The sequence below is a fragment of the Natronorubrum thiooxidans genome (assembly GCF_900156475.1).
Classification (GTDB): Archaea; Halobacteriota; Halobacteria; order Halobacteriales; family Natrialbaceae; genus Natronorubrum; species Natronorubrum thiooxidans.
Window position 1 is genome coordinate 150,221 of the sequence record NZ_FTNR01000004.1, and the last position, 16,058, is coordinate 166,278.

The following is a 16,058-nucleotide window of genomic DNA, read 5'->3' on the forward strand; positions in this document are numbered from 1 at the left end:
ATTCGAGCGGCGGCAGTTCAGATGTCTCGCTGGCGGCCTTTCGGCACCATCGATCGCAACTCGCCGTGGACGTAGAGGCCGATCCCGAGCGGCTCGAGGTCGCCTGCAAGTTCGTGCGCAGCGATGAGGTATCCCCAGTCGCCGTCCCACCACTCGAGGTTCTGATCCTCGCCGGCTGCGAACGCTCGCGCCTGCTCGCGCTCGAGTTCGATCACGCAGTCGGTGGCGAACTGGCCGAAACGCTGGACGAAGTCCGTCGTCGGCTTCCAGTGTTCCTGTCGCGTGCGGAGGCAGGTCATCCCGATCGCTTCGATCCCGAGCGGCGTCGATGCCTCGCCCGCGTAGATCCAGATCTTGCCGGCCCCTTTCTCCCAGAAGGTGTAGTCTGCGAACGTCTCCGGTGGGATGCCAAAGCGGTCCTCGAAGTAGTCGATCACCTCCTCGCGGCTGGCTCGGCCCTCGACGGTTCGCTCCGCTGCCGTCGCGGGGAGTCGGTCGAATTGCTGCCCGTCGTTGTCGCTCATTCGGCGGTCACCTCCAACTTCGCGAGGAAAAAGCCGCCGGTGTCGTTCTGGTGAGGGTAGATCCTGGCGGCGCGCTCGAGTGCGTCGTCGAACGTCTCGCCGTCCCACTCCGACAGCCCTGGCGAGTGCTCGAGGCCGAGGTCGAAGTCGACGACGCGACAGGACTCGTTATCGAGGGTGTGCTGGACAACGGCCTCGTTCTCCTCGGGGGCGAACGTACACGTCGAGTAGACGACGGTGCCGCCCTCGCGTGTGGCCTGGACGGCCCGCCGGAGAATGCCTTTCTGGATGCCCGAGACGGAGCTGATGTGGCCTTCGTTCCAGTTGTCGAGCGCGTCGGGGTTCTTCCGGATCGTCCCCTCACACGAACAGGGGGCGTCGACGAGCGCCCGATCGAACTCGTCGAACGGAAACCGCTTGAGCGAGTAGGTTCGGGCGTCGGCGTTGGTTACGGCGAGACTCGTCGCGCCGAGTCGCTCGGCGTTGAATCGCAGCGCCGAGATCCGGCCGAGGTTGTTGTCGTTTGCGACCACGGTTCCGCGGTCGTCCATCAGCGCGGCGAGCTGGGTCGCCTTCCCGCCCGGTGCGGCACAGCTATCCCAAACGCGCTCGCCGGGTTGGGGATCGAGGACGACCGGCGGCACCGCCGACACCTCCTCCTGGCCGTGGGTCAGGCCGTGAAACGACGTCCACGTTGATCCCGGCGAGTCCGTCTCGAGGCGCACCACGCGTGGGTTCCAGTCGGCCTGCTCGTACGCGATGCCGTCGTCGGCTAGGGCCTCGAGCGTTCGCTCGACGGACCCCTTGATCGTGTTGACGCGCACGGTGTTGCCGAGTGGCCGCTCGCATGCAGCGAGAAACGCCTCGAAATCGTCGATAATCGGTCGATACCGCTCGAGTGGCTCCATTGGGCCGAAATTCGAGCGCCCGTCGTTTGTGGGTTTCGAAGGCGTGGCGGGGTCGGTCGTCTCGGCCCCGTTCGCTGTTGCTGGCCGAACACACCAGCACCGTCTTTATGCGACCTGCGTGCGATTGTCTCTGTATGGCTGGATTGTGCACCAAGGGACCGGAACCGGACCTCGAGGAGCCGACGCTCGTCGAAGGGTTCCCCGGTATCGGGCTCGTCGGCAAGATCGCGACCGACCACCTCATCGACCAACTCGAGATGCGCTACTACGCGAGCATCGACTGTGAGGGCCTCCCCCGGATCGGCGTCTACCGGGGCGGCGACCGAACCGCTCGCCCACCGGTTCGCCTCTACGTCAGCGACGAGCACAACTTACTGGCGCTCCAGAGCGACGTGCCGATCGTTTCGGCTGCCGTCAACAACGTCGCCGACTGCGTGACGCGCTGGGTCGTCGACCACGACGCGACGCCGATCTATCTCAGCGGCCTCCCCGCAGAGCGCGAGACGAAACCGGATCTGTACGGGATCGCGACCGGCAGCGCAAGCGAGACGCTCGACGGCCACGATATCGCCGCACCACCCGAAGACGGCGTCATCACCGGGCCGACGGGGGCGCTGATCGACCGTGCCGCACACCTCGACCACGACAGCTACGGCCTCGTCGTCGAATGTAGCCCCCAGTTTCCCGACCCCGAGGCCGCAAGCGTGCTCATAGACGAGGCAATCGCGCCGATCGCCGACCTCTCGATCGAGACGGACGACCTTCTCGAGCGAGCCGAGGAAATCAAAGCCAAACGAGAGGCGTTCGCCCAGCAGATGCAGGCCATCGGACAGGAAGAAAGTTCGCAGGCTCAGCCGCTGCGGATGTACCAGTAGCGCTCTGAAGCCACGCTTTCCTCGTGGCGAGTCGGTCACTCGAGAGAGCCACCCTGCTGCTTGCCGACGTCGTCGCCGACGGCGTCGGAAACCAGCGTGATCGGGTGATTGTCGGGGGACTCGAGGGCGTGATAGAGGCCGATCGCCAGACCGATGCCGACCACGCCGAGGCTGCTCTCGCCCAGCGATTGAATCGCCAGCCCGATCGTGTTCACCACGACGAACGGATCGGCCGTGGGGCGACTCGATATACGGCCGTCACGAACGGAAACCGAACCACTAGCCGCAACCCAAATCCCTTTTCGCACGCTGGCTCTTCTCTCACGTATGGGAACAGAAGACGCCACAGCTGTCACTCCTGAAACGTGTCCAACCGCAGACGATATGCCGATGCTCGGCCTCGGTACCTGGCAGAACGAAGACCCCGAGCAGTGTGCCGAAAGCGTCCGAACGGCCCTCGAGACGGGATATCGACACATCGACACCGCCCAAATATACGACAACGAGGCCGCCGTCGGCGAGGGGATCGCTCGAGCCGACGTCGACCGCGAGGAGGTCTTCCTCGCGACCAAGATCTGGATCTCGAACCTCGAATCCGACGACGTCCTCGAGACGGCCCGCGAGAGCCTCGACCGACTCGGTGTCGAGTACGTCGACCTGCTGTACGTCCACTGGCCGGCCCGGACGTACGACCCCGAGGCCACCCTCGAGGCCTTCTCAGAGCTGTACGACGAGGGTCTGATCGAGAACGTTGGGGTGAGCAACTTCGAACCCGAGCAACTCGAGGAAGCCATCGAGGTCTGTGACGTCCCGATTCTGGCGAATCAGGTCGAACTGCACCCACTGTTGCCCCAGGAGGAGCTTCGAGAAACCTGCGAGCAACACGATATCGAACTGGTCGCCTACTCGCCGCTGGCCCGCGGTGGCGTGTTCGACCAGCCCGAGATACAGGCTATCGCGGACGAACACGGCGTTAGCGAGGCACAGGTCAGCCTCGCCTGGCTGCGCGAGAAGGGCGTTACCGCGATTCCGAAAGCGACCGGAGAGGCACACATCCGAGATAACTGGGCGTCGCTGGCGCTCGAGTTAGCCCAGGAGGATATCGACGCGATCGACAGCATCGAGGAGCGGAGTCGGGAAGTCGATCCCGACTTCGCACCCTGGAACTGACGTCACTGTTCAGTGTCTGCACGCTCCAGTCGGTTCGATCGACATCTAGCAGATCCAGAAAAGCAGGAAAGTTTACGGTACGCCGGCTTTTTGGCTCGCGTATGTCTACCCGCTCACGACAACGTGGCGGCGGTGGGGTCGTCGGGGCGATCAAAACCGACGTCCAGCGGTTACACGGTGCCTGGATGGAACTCGTCTTTCCACGCCAGCGTGGCCGCGGCCACTCCGTCATGGGGAAATGGCAACCCGAAACGGTCCCCCAGCGCATCGCCTACCGGGGCTGGAGCGTTCTCGGACTGCTCGGCTTGCTGGTCCTGTATCCACTGACCGTTATCGGCTTTGGTACCCGCTACTATGCGGCGAAACTCGACTCGACGCGGACGCGTCTCGGCATCATCGGCGTCACGGGCATCGCCCTGCTCGGCTGGGGGCTGTTGACGCTCGCCTGGGGCGCGATGTCCTACATGGAACAGGTCGACATCCCGTTCGACGCGGTGCTGGCCGTCGCCGCGGCCAGTGGCGTCGCGACGGTGTCGACCGCGCTCGCCGCCACGTGCTCGAAGGTCGGCGGTCGATGGCTCACGGTCGTCCTCGCCTACCCCTTCGCGATGACGGCGCTGTTCTTGCCGCCCGTCGTCGCCGCACTCGTCACGCCGTCGCTCGAGGGCGTCATCTTGGAACCCAGCTACGACTTCGCCGTCTGGGTGCTCGACAACGTGCTCTACGTTGGCGGCATCAACGAGTATCTGCGGGGGAACTTCGACCTCGAAGGGGCGGCCTACGCGGCGATGTGGACCGGCATCTCGTTCCCGCTCGGCTGGTTCCTCGGCGTCGTCACCGCGCTGGCGAACCTGGTCCGACCAGCGCAATAATGTCTCGTTTTCCGGCCTTCGACCAACCGATGTGAACGGACTGCCGATTCCCGGCAGCATTAGGTGTCCGATTGCTAACGACCACGTATGGAGTTCAACCTCCCGACGACAGCAGGTGTATTTCTTCTCGTGATCGCCATCGGCGTCGGCGGCTTGATCGCTGCCCCCATGATGACCATGAACACCGTACTGATGATGGTTGCGCCGTCGATGATCGTCTTCGGACTGCTCATGCTCGCGATTGGCGTCAAACACGGCGAGCACCGCGCACAGCACTGATACGTTCGGAATCCGATTCTGACCCAACTCGAGCACTGACGCGATTGCTGTCGCTCGAGTCCGATGACGTCCGCACAAAAATCGATCGCACAGCGATGTGATGACGAGTCGGCCGAGTCTACATGTAGCCGAGGTCGCGCAGGCGCTCCATCAGGTCCTCTTTGTCCTGGGCGCGGCCCGCACGCTCGGTCGTTCCCTCGAGGTCCTGCAGCCAGGCGGGGTCCTCGTCGCTCTTTTCGGTGCTGATCTCGCTGCCGAGCGAGCGGAAGCCGGCGAAGTATTTGGGCGAGACGGGGATGTCGTCCTGGCTCAGGTCGTTCGGCAGGTCCGTGTCGCTCTGTGGGATGTAGCCGTCGTCGGGGAACTCGGGGACGGTGTCGGGCACGACGAAGTTCCAGAACGCCTCCCAGACGGCAGCCTCGTCGAACTGCAGGATGGGCTGGACGCGGTCGTGGGGTGGGTAGATGTCGGGGTCGTGACGCGGCGAGAAGAACGTCTCGTCGGCACGCGCTTCCTGTTCGTCCCAGCGGACGCCGGAGATGACGCCGTCGACGGCGTACTCCTCGAGCGCGTTGTTCAGCGCGACCGTCTTCAGGAGGTGGTTGCCGACGTAGGTGTCGAGCAGGAACGGGAACGTGTCTTCCTCGTACTCGAGGATGTTCTCGACGTGATGCTGGTTGTGCTCGGAGAGGTCCGGAATCTCGATGTCGTCGCCGGGCTCGAGACCGTGTTCGTCGACGTACTCGCCGATGTCCTCGTTGCGCGCGTAAATAACCTCGAGATCCCACTCGTCGGCCCAGTGGTCGACGAAGTCGTGAATCTCGTCGAAGTGCTGGTAGTGGTCGATGAAGATCGCCGGCGGTACCTCGAGATCGAAGCGGTCGGCGACTTCCTTGACGAAGTAGAGGACGAGCGTGGAGTCCTTCCCACCGGTCCACATGACGGCTGGGTTCTCGTACTGCTCGAGCCCCTGTCGGGTGACTTCGATCGCCTTCTCGATTTGGTCCTGAATGTGTGGATAGTCCGCGGGCGTTTCGCCGGTGCCGTCGTCATAATCGACGTCGACGTACTCGGGGAAGTTCGCTGGCATGAGTTGTAATTAGATATAATTACCACGGTTAAACGCTTTGTGGGAGCGGAAACGTCTGTCGGAAGCTGCGACGATGGCTTGACACTATCGTTCGGCCGCAGTACTCGAGAATTTTGAGTCGGAACACAGTGGGAAACGCCGTAATCAGCCGTGTACCACTGCTTTATGACTATCTATCATCGAGTTCAGAACAGAGCCTTTCGTCTCGGAAACGGTGTGGAATGATCACAAGACGACCGCTCCGGCGGCAGAGTCCCACCAGCTCGAAGGCGAACAGAAGCGACAAGTAGTGGCGTGATCAGAATCGGCTGTCACTACCGATCGCCGGGGTATGTAGACTGCTGCCGTGACAGACCGCAGAACACAGCTGCGCCGGGTCGTGCGTTCCCGAGTGCAACTCTACTCGTCTTCCTCGACGACTTCCGGATCGCTCATCGCGCTCTGGAGGCTGTCGAGGCCGTTGATCCACTCCGTGACGAGTCCGTACTCGAGGTCCTCTGCGATGGAAATATCGAGTTCCTCGCCGTCGATGATGAGTGTCCCAGCCTGTGCGGCGTAGCCGAGTGCGGCGTCGAGATCCTCTTCGGCTTCGGCGTCGGCCGCAGCGCCGAGATAATCGCCGACGCTGCCTTCGTCTGCAGGGCCACCGGCGATGAACTCCTCGGCGGCGAAAAAGACACAGACGAGACTTGTCTGGACGCCGTCGACGAGGATCAGTTTCTCTTCGTCTTCGATATCAACTTCGCCGAGGACGATCTCGCGAACGTCGCCGATCTCCGCGAGCGCGTCCTCTTGTTCGAGGTCCCCATCGTCGTAGGCGGCGACGATCTTGGCGATCGCGATCGCCGTATCGTCCTGCAGGTTCAACAGGAGTCGGGCCGACGATTCGTCCTCCGGATCGATCTCTTCGTCTTTGATGCGGCCGATCCAGTTCTGCCAGCGTTCCTCCGAGTAGAACTCGGTCGGGGGATTGCTCATACAGACACCTACACCGGCCGCTTGAAATGCCTTTCTCTACTGTGCGTTGATCCGAACGAACGCCTATCACCGGTTTCAGGGCCGCTCGGGGCCGTCTTCGGTGTCGATGCCGTAGACGAGCGCGGGCGTTTCGACGTGTGCGTTTCGGACGGCGTCCTCGTGGCCGTTCTCGAGCAGCCAACTGACTCGCCGCGGCACCGTTTTCGGCCCTAACACGGCCCCCGGGCGGTCGGGATCATCGATATAGTCGGTCTCCATCAAAAAGGGCTCGCCGCGCTCGGCGGCCGTCTCGAGGTCGTCTTTGTCACAGATCACGCTCGGAATCGGCCCCTCGAGTCGCCCGCCAGCGTAGTGCTTGACGACCTTGTGCGCCGGGAGCCCGACCGCCTCGGCCCAGTCCGTGACCTCGGTCATGTCCTCGCTCCCCTCGGCGTGGAGTTGCACGGCACACTCGAGATCGCTCGCGCGCTCGAACGCGTGGCGCATGACGGCGTTCGAGGCCGCCCAGACGGCGTCATCGACCTCGTAGTGGGGCCGGCCGGATTTCAGCGCCAGCGCCTCGCCCGCGTCGACGTACTCGGCCGCGACGTCGATTCCGGCTTGCATCAGGTCGCGCGCGTCGTCGGGACTGAAGCCGCGATCGTCGACCAGCCGCGAGATCAGTCCAGGGTGGATGCCCAGGATGGGCCAGGCTCGCCCCTCGAGTTCGCTCGAGGCGTCCTCGACGACCTCGATGGTTCGCTCGAAGACGGCCCTGAAGTCCTCGCCAGTCTCGGCTTCGACACCGAGATGCCACGAAGGTTTGTTCACCACGAGCAGGTGGGTGCCGCCAACGCGGGCGAAGTCCCGGACGGCGTCGATACCGCGATGATGGTCCGGATCGAGGTGGAGGTGGTTGTCGAGCACCGGCATCTCGTCGATCATGGCCGCTACTGTGGCTGCCGTGCGTGAAAAGTCACCGACTTCGAATGCCTCGGCCGTGGGACGTGTGTGACTGCAGGCCTGCTTTCCGACGGTCTCGAGTGCTGTCGTTTCAGCCGTGTCTTCGCTCGAGAGAGACGTTCACTACAGGCGCGTATTGATCGCCGAGATTTCTACCAGTACAACGAACTGTTCCAACAGCCGTGCGAGATACAGCGCACTTGTCTTGCAGATCTTCGCGGTTTTGAGCCGTAGATTCGGCACACAGCGGTGGTGACCGTTTTCTATTGTTTTCGGCGGTGGAACCAGCTGACAGAGCCTGTACGACGACTTCACGTCAGCATATTATATGTTTCGACCCTATAATCGAGGTATGAAGACAATCATTACCGAGAAAGATGACCTCATGCTAGCGCGGATAGAGGATGATGATCGGGTGTTCGAGGTGAACTTCGAGTCGATCGAGCCAACCGACGTAACTCTCCGGTTCCTGCGGAACGATGACCGTGTCGGGAGCATCTACAACGACGACGGCACCAGCCGAACAATGGCGCGGCTGACGACGGGGCGTGACGGAACCGATTTTATCGGTATTGAGGTACCCAAAGAGTTCGTTGCCGAACTGCTCGACGCCGCAGTTGAGGCCGGACGGGTTACTGATGAGAGCGCTATCGAGGGATACCGACTGCGAGTGCTATGAGCGCCGCTGGCGGATCTCATTCGCTTGGGTCGTGATTCCGCTTTGGAGAATCGCCGAGTGCGTCGGCCACTGGTTCGCATTCTGTGTTTGCTGAACTCAAACTCTGTCTCTCGCACGCGGTTTCCGGCAAGGGATGGGTAGCCCACAATCCGTCGCGCTACATCCCTCATGAAGACGGTGGGGTAGAATACGTCTCAAGGCCTAATTCGGCGGATCTTGGATTCCGTTGGTCATACAGGAATTAGTCAGCTGATTTTCATTAAATAAGAGATAGAAAGATAGATCGGCCGTAGAACTGGGATTGGCAAATACAGGATCTGTGAAGACGTCTTCACCACCGTCTTCATCTATCCTTCCCGGATCAAAATCAGCACGGATGCTCCCCAGAGGTTGTGACGGACCCCACCTCAAGACTCGAGCGTGATCGCCTCGTCGGCCGCGTTTCGCAGCGCGTCCGAGCGGCCGTACTCGCCCGGAGCAACCGCGATCGTTTCGACGCCGAGGGTGCCCGCGTGCTCGAGGACGGGTTTGAAATCCGTATCGCGAGAGACGATCGCGAGTCGATCGAGTGTGCCGTCGCCGGCGAGAGCGGTCGAGTCGACAGCGAGTTTGACGTCGACGTCGCCGCTGGTGATGATCACTTCGAAGCCGCGGGCTTCGGCCGCCTGAATGAGCCCGGGCGTGGCGTGTTCGTCGAGATAGAGCCGGATCACGCCGACACGACCGAGCTCGCGGGCGGCATCCCGGAGGTCGTCTAAGTCGACGTCGAACTCCTCGCGAAAGACGTTCGGCCCGTCGACGAACAGGCCCACTGTCGGCTCGGTCTCAGTCTCGGGTTCGGGTTCGGGTTCGGGACCGATGAAGCGGGCGAGACGGGCGCGAACGCGGTCGAACATGTACTGGCGTTTCCCCGGCCGCGAAATAGGTGTGACGAAACGCGACGCGAGGTGTAACCCGGCCACAACGTCGGTCGACCGACGAAAAGACATTACTACTCCGGGCGTGTCGTCTCCAGTATGCCGCTTCAGACGCCGCCGTTACGTGGGGCGCACGACGAGCGCGGAGCGAAGTTTACGGAGTTTGGCGGCTGGGATATGCCGGTCGAGTTCGATTCGATCCGAACGGAACACGCAGCCGTTCGTGAGGATGTCGGCGTGTTCGACGTCTCGCATATGGGCCAGATGCACGTCACTGGGCCGGATGCGACGACACTCATGCAACGGCTCACCTCGAACGACGTCAGCCGACTCGCAGTCGGTGACTCCCAGTACGCCGCGATCACCAACGAGGAGGGGATCATCATCGACGACACCGTCGTCTATCGGCTCCCGAACGAGACCACGGCGTCGAGTGGCGAGCACGGCGAGCCGACGTATCTCTTCGTTCCCAACGCTGGCACTGACGAGGAAACCCACGAACGCTGGATCAGCTACCGCAACGAATGGGGTCTCGAGGCGACCGTCGACAATCGAACCGACGAGTACGCCATGTTCGCGGTACAGGGACCGAACGCACCGACACTCGTCGACGAGTTGACCGACGAGTCCGTCGCCGATCTGGCCCGGTTCGAGGCCCAGTATGCGACCATCGACGGCGTGACCTGTTGGATCGCTCGGACGGGCTACACCGGCGAGGACGGGTTCGAACTGATCATCCCGTGGTCCGAAGCCGAGCACATCTGGGGACTCATCGACTGTCTCCCGTGCGGACTGGGCGCGCGAGACACGCTGCGGATCGAGGCCGGACTCTTGCTCTCCGGCCAGGATTTCGATCTCGAGTCGAACCCGCGAACGCCCTACGAGGCCGGCATCGGGTTTACGGTCGACCTCGAGACCGAGTTCGTCGGCCGGGACGCCCTCGAGCAGGTCGACGTGGAGGGCGTCGACGAGAAACTGATCGGCCTCCAGCTGATCGATCGCGGCGTTCCACGACACGGCTACGACATCACGAACACCGACGGACGGGTCGTCGGTACCGTGACCAGCGGGACGATGAGCCCGTCGCTCGACAAACCGATCGGGCTCGGCTACGTCCCGACCGAGTATGCAGAGCCGGGGACGACCCTGCAGGTCGTCGTCCGCGGCCAGTCAAAAAAAGCAAGAGTTGAGACGACACCGTTTATCGACACAGTATAATGAGCTTCGACATTCCCGACGACAGACAGTATCTAGAATCGCACGAGTGGGCACTCGAGACCGACGGCGTCGTTCGCGTTGGCATCACCGACTTCGCACAGGACGAACTCGGTGACGTCGTCTTCGTCGAACTCCCCGGCGAAGGCGACCACCTCAAGCAGGAGGACGACCTCGGCGTTATCGAGTCCATCAAAGCCGTCTCGGACCTCTATGCGCCCGTCAGCGGTGAGGTAACGGCGGTCAACGAGGCCCTGTTCGACGCCCCCGAACTCGTCAACGAAGATCCCTTCGGCGAGGGCTGGATGCTCGAGATTGACGCCGACGACACGGCCGAACTCGAGGCGCTCCTGACCGCCGAGGCGTACGAAGACCAAATCGCCTGAGACGGCCTGCTGTACCGATGTCCCGGCGCGACCGCCGTCCTGCGGTCGCGACAGAATCGACTAAAGTCGTTCGTATCAGTCGTCCGGCGGTGGCTCCGAACGGTTTGCGAGCACGAGTGCAGTTCCCGCGAGTACCACCATCGCAGTCCCCCAGACGAGCCACACTACTGGACTGGCCAGGGACACCGTAACGGCTAGCGTGAGGACGAACACAGCCGTTAGTGCGACGGTCAGCCGCTCCGTTCGATCGAGCATGCCGTGTCTCCGTTCGCTCACCTGTGTTACTCCAAACTGACGAGGTACTCGAGCAATGCGTCTAAATCACCGTCGGCCACGGCAAGCGAGTAGCCGTCGATCCGGGCCAGATCGGCCGCGTGATCCCACAGTTCGTCCTCGTCGATGCCGTGTAAAATCACGGCGTTCGGCGTCGGGTTGACGACCCGCAGGGCGACCAGCGGCGACTCGCCGCGGGTGACGCCCGTAAACACCAGGACGCGATTCGTGCTCTGGCCGTACAGCCGGAAGAACTCCTCACTCGAGAGGCGGGTGATCGCCTCGATACTGTTGATGACCGTGTGGCCACTGATGCGGTCGGTGCTGCCGGCGGCGACCTCGGTCGCGCCGATATCGTCGTACAGTTTCACCAGCGGGATCGAGGTCGCATACTCCCGGAGGTCGTAGACAATGTCGCTTTCGAAGCCGGCCGACAGCACCCGGCCGTACTGGCGGATTCGGTCACCGCCCCGTCGTTCGTCGATTGCGAGCAACCCCGTAACGAGTCGGCGAACGACGCCGATACCGGGGCTCTCCCGACGCCCGCTCTCGTAATCGGAGATGACCGACGAGGAGATATCCAGTTCCGACGCGAGATCCGTCTGCGAGACACCGAAGTCGGTTCGCCACTTTCGCAGCGTCGCACCGGGATCGTCACTCAGCGTGATCTCCCCGGCGATCTTCTCTGCGAGTTCCCGTTTTGGCCCACGGCCGCTCATATGAATCCGTCATCCGGTCGACTCAAGTAGCTACTGGAGACCGGCCGTCACGACGACCTGTGCTGTGCCCGTTCGGATGGGGTGCTGTCCCGATGTCCCGGCGCAATCGCGACCCGTCGGCGGGCGCGCCGGCACTGACTGACAGTAGACCGTCTCAGTCGTTGGCCGCCGGTGGGTCCGTCGTCTCGACTCGCGTTCGGAGCCACGCCACTGCGTTCTCGACCGTCGTCTCGTCCGACCCCGTGACCCGGATTCGACCCGGACGATTCTCGCTGCGCGGGTAGCTTCCGACGGCCACGTCGAACGCCTCGGTCACGCCCTCGAGTGCGTCGTAAAGCGCTCCCTCCGGCGCTGGCGTAAAGATTGTCCGGGCGATGCCATCGCCGGTGAACTCGTCGGCAACAGCCTCGAACATGGCCTGCATCTCCTCGGGAATGCCGGCAAAGACGTAGACGTTCTCGACGACACAGCCCGGGGCCCAGGCCTCGTCGACGACGATCGGTGTCGCGCCTTCGGGGATCGACGCCGCGGCGTCGAAATCGAGTTGGAGGTCGTGCTCCGCGACCAGTTCCGGGTTCGCCTCGCGGAAGGCAGCCGCCTTCTCGAGCAGTCCGTCTTTAATCCCGCCGTGAACAACGAGGTCGCGTTCCAGCCCGTCCGCGACGCCTTCGACGGTCACGTCGTCAGGAGTGCCACCGATCCCGCCAGTGGCGATGACGGCATCGAACGCGTCGGCCCAGCGAGCGACGGTGTCGGCGATCAGGTCCCGGTCATCAGGGATCGTCAGGATGCGTTCGACCGTGCTCCCTCGATCAGTGAGCCGTTCGGCCAACCACGCGGCGTTCGTGTTCGTCGTCGATCCGGCGAGAATCTCATCGCCGACGGTGACGATTGCGACGTTCATGGGCGACGTTTGCGCTCTGGACAATTAGCCCCATGGTGTGATCGCGTCTCGATTCGAGACCGCGGCCGGACGTTTTCGCAACGATTAATTGGTCATCAAAAAACCCATCGCCGGCTGTAACCGTCGACGCTCGCCATCGACGGCACCACGGTTTTATAATTCGTTTCCCAAGTGATCGTATGATTGTATTCACGGGAGCAGGGGTTGCCACCGCGACCCCGTCGCTGAACGATACCGCCTGTTCCACCGGCAGAAGCGTCAGTCGGTACGGAACTGAGGTTCGGAGCCAGTGCGGTCCCGGTGTGACACCACGGGTCCCGCATCACTCGAGTCGGGTGGGCGTGGTTCGATGGTAGACCTCGCCTTCTCGCTCGGTCGACTCGTCTTTGCGCTCTTTCTGGTCTTCCTGAACGGCTTTTTCGTCGCTTCGGAGTTCGCATACGTCCGAATTCGTTCGACGCAGATCGAGACACTCGTCAAGGAGGGTCGATCGTCGGCAAAGCTCGTCCAGGAGGCAGAAGAAAACTTAGACGACTATCTCGCGACGACCCAACTCGGCATCACGATCGCTTCCCTGGGACTTGGCTGGGTCGGCGAACCGGCCATCGCCTCGCTGCTCGAGCCCGTGCTGGGATCGGTGCTTCCCGCGGGTTCGATTCACCTGGTCGCCATCGCGATCGGGTTCAGCGTCATCACGTTCCTGCACGTCGTCTTCGGGGAACTCGCACCGAAGACGCTCGCTATCGCGGACGCCGAGCGGATCGCGCTGCTGGTCGCCGCGCCGATGAAGTTCTTCTACTACCTCTTTCTCCCCGGAATCATCGTGTTTAACGGGACGGCGAACTTCTTTACGCGACTCATCGGCGTCGCTCCGGCCTCCGAGCGCGACGAGAGCCACAGCCAGGAGGAGATCATCCGCATCGTCTCGCAGTCAGGCAAACAGGGAGCCGTCGACATGGACGAGGTGGAGATGATCAAGGCGGTCTTCGATCTGAGCGACACGGTCGCCCGCGAGGTGATGGTTCCGCGACCGGACGTCGTTACCGTCCGCGCGGACACGCCCCTCTCGGAGCTTCGGCGTATCGCCGCGAGCGGCAGCTATAGCCGATTCCCCGTCGTCGACGAGGACGCCGACCAGCCCGTTATCGGGTTCGTTCACGCGAGAGACGTCCTCCAGGCTATCGAGACGGCGAATGGCGACGGCCGCTCATCGGACGCGGATCAGCGTGAGGAACCAACTGCGCGCGAGCTCGCTCGTGACGCCCTTATCGTTCCCGAAACCCGTCGGATCGACGAGATTCTCGCCGAGTTTCGTCGACAAAATGTTCACCTCGCCGTCGTCATCGACGAGTGGGGCGCGTTCGAAGGCGTCCTGACAATCGAGGACGTGATCGAGGAAGTCATCGGCGAGATTCGAGACGAGTTCGACGTCGCGTCGACGGAGCCATCGATCGACGAACGCTCCGACGGCCGCTACGTCATGGACGGCGGCGTTTTGCTCGCGGACGTCAACGAAATCCTCGGCACGTCGTTCGAGAGCGACGCGTTCGAAACTATTGGAGGACTGGTGTTGAGCCGTCTCGGTCGGCCACCCGACGTCGGCGACGCACTCGAGGTCGACGGCTACGAGCTGACCGTCGAAGACGTGGACGGAACGCGAGTCTCGGAAGTGGCTGCTCGCGAAGCGGGGGCTGGGGTGTCGACCAACTGAACCGCCAGCGTCGAGCCGACCCTCGACGGCGATACGTTCGACGCTACCGGGGCCGGTGGCGAGCAGCCACGGTCGCGCACCCACGGTCGGCGACGAAGCGCGAGGGACCGGTATGGTCGATCCAGGCAGTCCCGAATACATCGATGAACTGACGCATATTCGTCCCGGACGGTCAGGTCCGCTTTGATGATTGTAATCAAACATGAAATATTTACTACATACTTATATTTCCCGACGCGCTGTTGAAGGATATGGAGCGCCGGACGCTCATCACCGCCGGAGTGGGAGTGGGACTCGCGGGGTGTATCAATATGAATCAGAACGAGACGGGCAACGGGAACGACTCGAGTGACGACGGGGATGCCGGGACCGACCCGCCGGTGGACAATGGTGAGGCCACGGTCGGTAACTCAGGACGGGACGTCACGTTTCACTCCTGTTCCCGGGCGACGGTAACCGGGACCTTCGATGCCGGCGACGTCGCCTTTGCAAGTACCGACTTCTACGACGAGGGGCTCTACGGCAATACGATACTCGAGAACGGCGTCGTCTTCGGGGAGGACGTCGATGCGCCCTTCTCCGGGACCGTTGTCTTCGAGATTACCGGCGACTCGAACGTCCGCGAGGGAACCGACGAGATTGGCATCGAGGTGCCGGCCTACGGCAGCGACGGGACCGTCATCTCGTCGCTGACCACCCGGCAAGCGGACTATCAGCGCGTCTCCGCCACCCACGGGAACCCCCACGCCAGCGACTGTCTCGAGGAAATCTCGCCAGCCGACGGCGGCGACACGACGTTCGTGATCGACTCTCTCGAGACGAACACCCCCATCGACGCGGGGCAGTACCTCGAGGTCCGAGCCGACGTTCGGAACACGGGCGACGCCGCGGGAACCCAGAGCGTCGAACTGGTCGTCGGCAACGATCCCGAACGGGTCGAGGTGCAACCGGTCACCCTCGACCCGGGAGCACAGACCACGGTCTCGATGGGGTATGTGACCCCGCGAGTCGAGAACGACCAAGCGTTTCCCGTACGGGTCCGGTCGGCCGGTGACAGCGACGAGCGGTCCGTGACCGTGTACGGAACCGACGGCGACGGCCGCGCCGAGGCACACTTTGATGTCGGTCCCCTCGAGACGAACACTCCCGTCGACGCGGGGCAGTACCTCGAGGTCCGAGCCGACGTTCGGAACACGGGCGACGCCGCGGGATCGCGAGATGTCCGACTCGTCGTCGGCAACGACCCCGAGCAGGTGGACGTCCGGTCGGTCGCCCTCGAGCCGGGAACGTGGACGACGGTTACGATGGGGTACACGACCCCGCGGGTCGAGAACGATCAGGAATTTCCCGTGGGGATCGAGTCGGGCGACGACAGTACGACCGAGTCCGTGCTCGTCTACGGGATGGGGTAGTTCGCTGCCCGTCGCCGGGTTGTCTGGTTGTCTCACGCTCTCGAAGCGGCACACGGTGATCGCAATCACATCGGGCGGCTTTCGAACCGAGGCCGATCGCAAGCGACTCGCTGTCTCCTCGAGTAGCCCACCAGAGTGACGATGCGATCATGGACATTGCGCTCCGGCACTCATCAGCGTACTACGCCCGCCACGTGCGGCCAC

The 16,058-nt window shown here is 62.9% G+C and carries 18 protein-coding genes and 1 pseudogene; 9 read left to right on the forward strand and 10 right to left on the reverse strand.

Annotated features, from left to right (window positions below):
* Positions 1-17 precede the first annotated feature (17 nt).
* The gene (locus tag BW940_RS07470) at positions 18-524 is read right to left on the reverse strand and encodes a DUF7122 family protein (RefSeq protein WP_076608569.1); all 507 of its coding nucleotides are present in this window, start codon (positions 522-524) and stop codon (positions 18-20) included.
* On the reverse strand, positions 521-1,432 hold the full coding sequence (locus tag BW940_RS07475) for an RsmB/NOP family class I SAM-dependent RNA methyltransferase (RefSeq protein WP_076608570.1): 912 nt from the start codon (positions 1,430-1,432) through the stop codon (positions 521-523). The genes BW940_RS07470 and BW940_RS07475 overlap by 4 nt, the downstream gene beginning before the upstream one ends.
* 134 nt (positions 1,433-1,566) lie before the next feature.
* Between BW940_RS07475 and BW940_RS07480 the strand changes: the two genes are divergently transcribed.
* The gene (locus BW940_RS07480; protein WP_076608571.1) at positions 1,567-2,307 is read left to right on the forward strand and encodes a proteasome assembly chaperone family protein; all 741 of its coding nucleotides are present in this window, start codon (positions 1,567-1,569) and stop codon (positions 2,305-2,307) included.
* Positions 2,308-2,381: 74 nt separating this feature from the next.
* Here BW940_RS07480 and BW940_RS07485 read toward each other — a convergent pair.
* A pseudogene (locus BW940_RS07485) lies at positions 2,382-2,507 on the reverse strand (trimeric intracellular cation channel family protein); the annotation flags it as partial.
* Between the two features lie 127 nt (positions 2,508-2,634).
* On the opposite strand from BW940_RS07485, the gene BW940_RS07490 reads away from it, so the two are divergent.
* The 3 genes from BW940_RS07490 (at position 2,635) to BW940_RS07500 (ending at position 4,628) form a co-directional block, all read left to right on the forward strand.
* The gene (locus BW940_RS07490) at positions 2,635-3,477 is read left to right on the forward strand and encodes an aldo/keto reductase (protein ID WP_076608573.1); all 843 of its coding nucleotides are present in this window, start codon (positions 2,635-2,637) and stop codon (positions 3,475-3,477) included.
* Between the two features lie 101 nt (positions 3,478-3,578).
* A complete protein-coding gene (locus tag BW940_RS07495; protein ID WP_076608574.1) occupies positions 3,579-4,349 on the forward strand; it encodes a hypothetical protein in 771 nt (256 codons plus the stop codon).
* Between the two features lie 87 nt (positions 4,350-4,436).
* A complete protein-coding gene (locus BW940_RS07500) occupies positions 4,437-4,628 on the forward strand; it encodes a DUF7333 family protein (RefSeq protein ID WP_076608575.1) in 192 nt (63 codons plus the stop codon).
* 118 nt (positions 4,629-4,746) lie between these two features.
* On the opposite strand, the gene BW940_RS07505 is transcribed toward BW940_RS07500, so the two are convergent.
* The 3 genes from BW940_RS07505 to BW940_RS07515 form a co-directional block, all read right to left on the reverse strand.
* Positions 4,747-5,718 carry a phosphoadenosine phosphosulfate reductase family protein gene (locus BW940_RS07505; RefSeq protein ID WP_076608576.1) on the reverse strand — a complete coding sequence of 324 codons (972 nt, stop codon included), beginning with the start codon at positions 5,716-5,718 and terminating at the stop codon, positions 4,747-4,749.
* 399 nt (positions 5,719-6,117) lie between these two features.
* Positions 6,118-6,696 (reverse strand): DUF2150 family protein, encoded by a 579-nt coding sequence (locus BW940_RS07510; RefSeq protein WP_076608577.1) that lies wholly within the window; start codon positions 6,694-6,696, stop codon positions 6,118-6,120.
* 75 nt (positions 6,697-6,771) lie between these two features.
* Positions 6,772-7,620 (reverse strand): TatD family hydrolase, encoded by an 849-nt coding sequence (locus BW940_RS07515; RefSeq protein ID WP_076608578.1) that lies wholly within the window; start codon positions 7,618-7,620, stop codon positions 6,772-6,774.
* Positions 7,621-7,990: 370 nt separating this feature from the next.
* Here BW940_RS07515 and BW940_RS07520 point away from each other — a divergent pair, with 370 nt between their 5' ends.
* The gene (locus BW940_RS07520; RefSeq protein ID WP_076608579.1) at positions 7,991-8,317 is read left to right on the forward strand and encodes a hypothetical protein; all 327 of its coding nucleotides are present in this window, start codon (positions 7,991-7,993) and stop codon (positions 8,315-8,317) included.
* 407 nt (positions 8,318-8,724) lie between these two features.
* Here BW940_RS07520 and BW940_RS07525 read toward each other — a convergent pair whose 3' ends face one another.
* Complete coding sequence (locus BW940_RS07525; protein WP_076608580.1) at positions 8,725-9,213, reverse strand: NYN domain-containing protein; 489 nt, start codon at positions 9,211-9,213, stop codon at positions 8,725-8,727.
* A gap of 120 nt (positions 9,214-9,333) precedes the next feature.
* On the opposite strand from BW940_RS07525, the gene gcvT reads away from it, so the two are divergent.
* Together gcvT and gcvH are read left to right on the forward strand one after the other, a co-directional pair.
* Positions 9,334-10,452 (forward strand): glycine cleavage system aminomethyltransferase GcvT, encoded by a 1,119-nt coding sequence (gene gcvT / locus BW940_RS07530; RefSeq protein WP_076608581.1) that lies wholly within the window; start codon positions 9,334-9,336, stop codon positions 10,450-10,452.
* Positions 10,452-10,835 (forward strand): glycine cleavage system protein GcvH, encoded by a 384-nt coding sequence (gcvH, locus tag BW940_RS07535; protein ID WP_076608582.1) that lies wholly within the window; start codon positions 10,452-10,454, stop codon positions 10,833-10,835. The genes gcvT and gcvH overlap by 1 nt, the downstream gene beginning before the upstream one ends.
* Positions 10,836-10,910: 75 nt before the next feature.
* On the opposite strand, the gene BW940_RS07540 is transcribed toward gcvH, so the two are convergent.
* The 3 genes from BW940_RS07540 to BW940_RS07550 form a co-directional block, all read right to left on the reverse strand.
* Positions 10,911-11,111 (reverse strand): hypothetical protein, encoded by a 201-nt coding sequence (locus BW940_RS07540; RefSeq protein ID WP_235847778.1) that lies wholly within the window; start codon positions 11,109-11,111, stop codon positions 10,911-10,913.
* A gap of 5 nt (positions 11,112-11,116) precedes the next feature.
* Positions 11,117-11,827, reverse strand: coding sequence for a helix-turn-helix domain-containing protein (locus BW940_RS07545; RefSeq protein WP_076608584.1), 711 nt, complete (start codon positions 11,825-11,827; stop codon positions 11,117-11,119).
* 154 nt (positions 11,828-11,981) lie between these two features.
* Positions 11,982-12,731, reverse strand: a complete 750-nt coding sequence (locus BW940_RS07550) for a competence/damage-inducible protein A (RefSeq protein ID WP_076608585.1) — start codon at positions 12,729-12,731, stop codon at positions 11,982-11,984.
* A gap of 349 nt (positions 12,732-13,080) precedes the next feature.
* Between BW940_RS07550 and BW940_RS07555 the strand changes: the two genes are divergently transcribed.
* Together BW940_RS07555 and BW940_RS21055 are read left to right on the forward strand one after the other, a co-directional pair.
* Positions 13,081-14,442 (forward strand): hemolysin family protein, encoded by a 1,362-nt coding sequence (locus BW940_RS07555; RefSeq protein ID WP_076608586.1) that lies wholly within the window; start codon positions 13,081-13,083, stop codon positions 14,440-14,442.
* Positions 14,443-14,693: 251 nt separating this feature from the next.
* The gene (locus BW940_RS21055; RefSeq protein ID WP_076608587.1) at positions 14,694-15,854 is read left to right on the forward strand and encodes a CARDB domain-containing protein; all 1,161 of its coding nucleotides are present in this window, start codon (positions 14,694-14,696) and stop codon (positions 15,852-15,854) included.
* Positions 15,855-16,058: the final 204 nt, after the last annotated feature.